This is a genomic window from Phenylobacterium sp. (genome assembly GCF_044372605.1).
GTDB lineage: Bacteria > Pseudomonadota > Alphaproteobacteria > Caulobacterales > Caulobacteraceae > Phenylobacterium.
This window is the reverse complement of sequence record NZ_JBILRO010000240.1, coordinates 1-5,236: the sequence shown is the minus strand read 5'-3', so window position 1 is coordinate 5,236 and position 5,236 is coordinate 1. Positions and strand designations below refer to the sequence as shown.

Genomic DNA, 5,236 nt, shown 5'->3' with positions numbered 1-5,236 from the left:
CGCCGGGCCACGGGACGTCGCCGAAGCCTTGGCCGAGCGAAAGGCACTGGTCGTCTCGCTGGCCCGGACGGGCCTGGTGATCGGCGCGGACCAGACACTCGATCTGGACGGCACACTCTATGACAAAGCTCCGGATCTCCAGTCCGCCGGGACGCGACTGAAGGTTCTACGCGGCAAGACCCACAGGCTTCATTCCGCAGTGGTGGTGGCCCGGGATGGCATACCGATCTGGCGCGAGGTGGTGACGGCCACCTTGACCATGCGCGACTTTTCCGACGCCTTTCTCGAGACTTATTTGGCCACCGAGGGAGAGGCGGCGCTGGGATCGGTGGGCTGTTACCGCCTGGAGGGCCCCGGCGCCCAGTTGTTCTCGAAAATCGAGGGCGACTATTTCGCCATCCTGGGCCTGCCACTGATGGGATTGCTGGATCTCTTGCGCCAACATGGGGAGATACCAGCTTGATCACGGGCGCCAGCATTGTCGCGGGTGTGGTGGGACGGCCGGTCGCACATTCCCTGTCGCCGATCCTGCACAACGCCTGGCTGGAAGCGGCGGGCGTCGACGGGGTCTATGTGGCGTTCTCGCCGGACGCCTTGGGCTTTGAGCGGTTTGTGCGCGGCATGCGCGGCGGCGCGATCCGGGGGGTCAACGTGACGCTGCCCTTCAAGGAAGCCGCCCTGGGCCTGGCCGATCAGGTAAGCGACGCCGCCCGGCGTGCCCAGGCGGCGAACCTGCTGATTTTCGATACGGATGGTCAGGTCTATGCCGATAACACCGACGGCGTGGGTCTGCTTGGGGCCTTCGCAGCGCAAGCCCCGCAGTATGATGTGACAGCCGGGCCCTCGGTGGTGCTGGGCGCGGGCGGCGCGGCGCGGGGCGCGGTCTCGGCCTTGCTGGCGGCAGGATCCCCGCGCGTCTGGATCGTCAATCGCACCCTGGAAAAGGCCGAGGCGATCGCCGCCGATCTGGGCCGGAACGTCTCGGCCCTTCCGCTGAACCATGCGGTGGGGGCGTTCAGGGATACAAGGGCGATCATCAACGCCACGTCGGCCGGGTTGTCTGGCCAAGGCAGCCTCGACATTCCCCTGGAACTGACCCCCGAAGACACGGTGGTGATGGACATGGTCTACAAGCCGCTGGAAACACCGTTCCTGAAACAGGCGCGGGACTTGGGCCGCGCCACCGTCGACGGTCTGGAAATGTTGATCCGCCAGGCCGAACCCTCGTTCGAAGCCTTTTACGGTCAACCCCCACCGAAAGGGGTTGATGTGCGGGGGCTGGCGCTGAAGGCTCTGAACCCATGAAAATCATCGGACTGACCGGCTCCATCGGGATGGGCAAGTCGACGACCGCGGCGATGTTCCGCGACGCGGGGATCCCCGTCTATGACGCCGATGCTGCCGTGCACGCGGCCTATGACGTGGGGGGCGTCGCCGTAGCGCCCGTGGGCGAAGCGTTTCCAGGGACGGTCCGCGATGGTCGTGTCGATCGCGAGGCGCTGCGTAATGCGGTGCTCGGCAAGCCGGAAGCCATGGCGAAGCTCAACAGCATCGTCCACCCGCTGATCGGCCGCAGCCGCGCCGAGGCTTTCGAGGCGGCGACAGCGTCGGGCGCCGACATGATCGTGCTGGATGTGCCGCTGATTTACGAGACGGGCGGCGAGAAGAACATGGATGCGGTGATCGTGGTCTCCGCGCCGGCAGAGATGCAGCGCGCGCGGGTTCTGGCTCGCGAAGGCATGAGCCCGGAGCGTCTGGATGCGATTTTGGCGCAGCAGATGCCGGACGCGGAAAAGCGCAAGCGCGCCGACTTCGTGATCGATACCAGCAAGGGTCTCGAGGCGGCGCGGACGCAGGTGACCGAGGTGATAGCGGCGCTTCGAAAGCCGTCGCCTTGATATCGGTAAACCGCGCGTCAGTCACAATAACGGTGACGAAGCCGGGTTAAGCCGACACTGGAAGGAGCCCGGTTTGACCAACTATCTGCTGGTGACGCTGGATCAGTTTCGCGCGGAGTGTCTGTCCGCGGCGGACCACCCCGTCGTGCGCACGCCGCATCTCGACAGGCTTGCCGCCAACGGCGTCAGATTCGCACGACACTATAGTCAGGCCGCGCCTTGCAGCCCGGGCCGCGCGAGCCTCTACACCGGTCTTTATCAGATGAATCATCGGGTTGTCGGCAACGGCGCGCCGCTCGACGCGCGGTTTGACAACCTGGCCAAGGCTGCGACGCGAGCCGGATACCGGCCAACGCTTTTCGGTTACACCGACCAGAGCGTCGATCCCCGGGAAGCCGAAGGGCCTGATGACCCCCGGCTGCAGAGCTACGAGGGTGTGCTGCCGGGCTTCGAAATCGGTTGCAGACTTGCGGCGGGCGATCCGGGGGCCTGGCTCGACTGGCTGGCTGACATGGGGTACCCGCGCTTCACGGATCCCGACCTGGCGCTGGCCAGTGAATCCGACCGCCCCGCCGAGCACAGCATGGCGGCCTTTTTGACCGACCACCTGCTCGCCTGGCTGCAGGTGCAGGAAGGCCCATGGTTCGCTCACCTCAGCCATTTCCGCCCGCATCCGCCCTACGCCGCAGCCGGCCACTTTTCGCAGATGTACGATCCGGACAGGTCTCCGGCACCGGTCGAGGCGACGGCGACGCCTGAAAAGCTGCATGCGGGATTGATGCGGCATCCCCTCATGAAGGCGCCCGAGGATCCGGCGGCGATGCGGGCGTTGCGGGGGCAATACTACGGGATGGTCAGCGAGGTTGATCATCAGCTGGGCCGGGTCTGGGCAGCGCTCGAAGCATTGGGCCAGTGGGATGACACGGTGGTGATCATCACGGCGGATCACGGCGAGCAACTGGGAGACCAGGGGCTCGTCCAGAAAGCCGGCTACTTCGAGGCCAGCTACCACGTGGTCGGCCTTCTCCGGGACCCGCGCCGTCCCGCAGGGCACGGACGCGTCGTCGAGTCGTTCACTGAAAACGTCGATATCTTTCCAACCCTGTGTGACCTGATGGGACTTGAGGTCCCGTCACAGTGCGACGGGCGGCCCCTGACCCCCTTCCTTGATGGTGTCGAACCGCCGGAATGGCGCAGCGCCGCGCACTGGGAATATGACTGGCGCACAGGCTACATTGGGGCGACACCGCAACCGGCGGGTCGAGACCTGCGCGCCGAGCGGTCAAACCTGGCGGTTCGGCGGGATGCCCGGGGCGCTTATGTCCACTTCGGCGATGGCCGCTCGCTGAGCTTTGATCTTGAGGCTGATCCGACCTGGCGAACCGCTGAGGTTCGGCTGGAGCGCATCCTCGAACAGGCCCAGGCTCAGCTGACCTGGCGTGCGCAACACACCGAGCGCACCCTGACAGGTCTGCTCATCGAGGGAGGTGGCAAGGGTCGCTGGCCGCCGCTGCCGCCTGGCTGGAGCGCAAGGAAACCCACCATGTCCACAAACGAACCCCTGAAACCCTTCGCGAGCCTTCAGGCGCTGGAAGCACATCTCGAGGCGATGGCCGACGTGCCCGGCGAGGCTCCGGGGCTAAGTGAGATCGATCACGGTTTGCAGTGCGCCGATGTCCTGGCGCAGCTGGCCCCGGAGGATTTGGAACTCCAGATCGCCGGTCTGGTGCACGACGTCAGTCACGGCCAGGGTCACATCCGCGACCACGCGAGGATCGGCGGCGCTGCGGTGCGCGGGCTTCTTGGGGATCGGGTGGCCGGTCTGGTCGGCCTTCACGTGGCGGCGAAGCGCTACATTGTCACCACGCGGCCGGGGTATCGCGCGAAACTGTCGCCGGTCAGCCAGGAAACACTTGCGCTACAGGGCGGGGAGATGACCCCCGAAGAGGTCGTGCGCTTTGAGGCTGACCCCCTGTTCCAAGACGCGATGCGCCTTCGGGAGGCTGACGATCTCGCGAAGACGCCGGGCAAGATCACCCAGCCTCTTTCGGCGTGGCTCATGACCCTGCGCGATGTCAGCGAAAGCGCCCGACGCGACGCCTCGCCAGCGACTTGAACCCGAGCAGCAAAGCGGGGCATGGATAGCCATGGCGCGCGAGATTGTCCTCGATACGGAAACCACCGGCTTCGACCCGAAGACCGGCGACCGGCTGGTGGAACTGGCCTGTCTGGAGATCGAGAGCTTCGTGCCCACGGGCCGTTCGTTCCACGTCTACATAGACCCCTGCCGGGACATGCCCGCCGAGGCAGAGAAGGTGCACGGACTGTCGGCGGATTTCCTGCGCGGCAAGCCCCGGTTCGAGCACCCTGATGTCGTGGAGGGGTTCCTGGACTTCATCGGTGACGCGCCGCTGATCGCCCACAACGCCGGCTTCGACCGGGGGTTCATCAACTGGGAACTGGCGAATTGCAGTCGCGCGCCGATCCCTGAGGCGCGATGGATCGATACCCTTGCCCTGGCCAAGCATCGCTTTCCCGGCATGCACAACTCTTTGGATGCGCTGTGCAAGCGCTTCAAGGTGTCGCTGTCGGAGCGCGAAAAGCACGGCGCCCTGATCGACGCCAGGTTGCTGGCGGCAGTCTATCTGGAATTGAAGGGCGGTCGAGAGCGCAGGCTGGAGTTGACCGCCGAGGTGGTGGCCAGCACCGTCCATGTCTCGTCACGCAACGACTATGGCCCAAGGCCCCGCCCGCTGGCGCCCCGCTCCACCGACGGCGAACGGGAGACCCACGCTGCGTTCATCCGAGACGTGGTGAAGAACCAGGACCTCTGGGCGAAGTTCGGGCTGTAGGCCCGGCCTTCTCTACGCGTGGCCGATCTGCTGCTCGGCCTGAGCCTTGCGCGAGGCATAGACGCCGGCGAAGTCGATGGGGTCCAGCAGGAAGGGCGGGAAGCCGCCCTGCGAGGTGACCTCAGCGATGACCTGGCGGGCGAAGGGGAAGAGGTAGCGGGGGCACTCGATCAGCAGAACCGGCTCCATCTCGTCGCCGGGAACACCGGTAATCTGGAAGACGCCGCCGTACAGCAGTTCGACCACGAACAGCGGGCCGTCAGTGCGGTTGGCGTGGGCCGATAACTTGAGGTCGACCTCGAACAGACCGTCTTCGCGGCCGCGCGCGTTCATCTCGACGTTGAGCTCGATCGCCGGCTGGTCCGGGCTGGGACGCAGGGCGTCAGGCGCACGCGGGTTCTCGAACGACAGGTCGCGGATGAACTGGGCCAGGATGCGGATGCCGGGCTCTGCGGAGGCCTCGGGCGCCGCGGCGCCGGGATCGAT

General features: G+C 66.0%; 6 protein-coding genes. 5 read left to right on the top strand and 1 reads right to left on the bottom strand.

Annotated elements, in window-relative coordinates; genetic code table 11:
* From ACIQ42_RS15690 to dnaQ, 5 genes are all read left to right on the top strand, one after another.
* Positions 1 to 463 (top strand): Maf family protein (locus ACIQ42_RS15690; RefSeq protein ID WP_397423182.1); only part of this gene is annotated, 463 nt, incomplete at its 5' end.
* Positions 421 to 1,305 carry a shikimate dehydrogenase gene (aroE, locus tag ACIQ42_RS15685; protein ID WP_397423183.1) on the top strand — a complete coding sequence of 295 codons (885 nt, stop codon included), beginning with the start codon at positions 421 to 423 and terminating at the stop codon, positions 1,303 to 1,305. The genes ACIQ42_RS15690 and aroE, both read left to right, overlap by 43 nt.
* Entirely contained in the window at positions 1,302 to 1,898 is a 597-nt protein-coding gene (gene coaE, locus ACIQ42_RS15680; RefSeq protein ID WP_397423181.1) for a dephospho-CoA kinase, read from the top strand. Before aroE ends, coaE begins: the two co-directional genes overlap by 4 nt.
* Positions 1,899 to 1,971: 73 nt before the next feature.
* Complete coding sequence (locus ACIQ42_RS15675) at positions 1,972 to 4,014, top strand: sulfatase-like hydrolase/transferase (RefSeq protein ID WP_397423180.1); 2,043 nt, start codon at positions 1,972 to 1,974, stop codon at positions 4,012 to 4,014.
* Between the two features lie 31 nt (positions 4,015 to 4,045).
* A complete protein-coding gene (dnaQ, locus tag ACIQ42_RS15670; RefSeq protein WP_397423179.1) occupies positions 4,046 to 4,750 on the top strand; it encodes a DNA polymerase III subunit epsilon in 705 nt (234 codons plus the stop codon).
* 12 nt (positions 4,751 to 4,762) lie between these two features.
* Here the strand turns inward: dnaQ and secB are convergent, their stop codons facing one another.
* Positions 4,763 to 5,236, bottom strand: coding sequence for a protein-export chaperone SecB (gene secB, locus ACIQ42_RS15665; protein WP_397423178.1), 474 nt, complete (start codon positions 5,234 to 5,236; stop codon positions 4,763 to 4,765).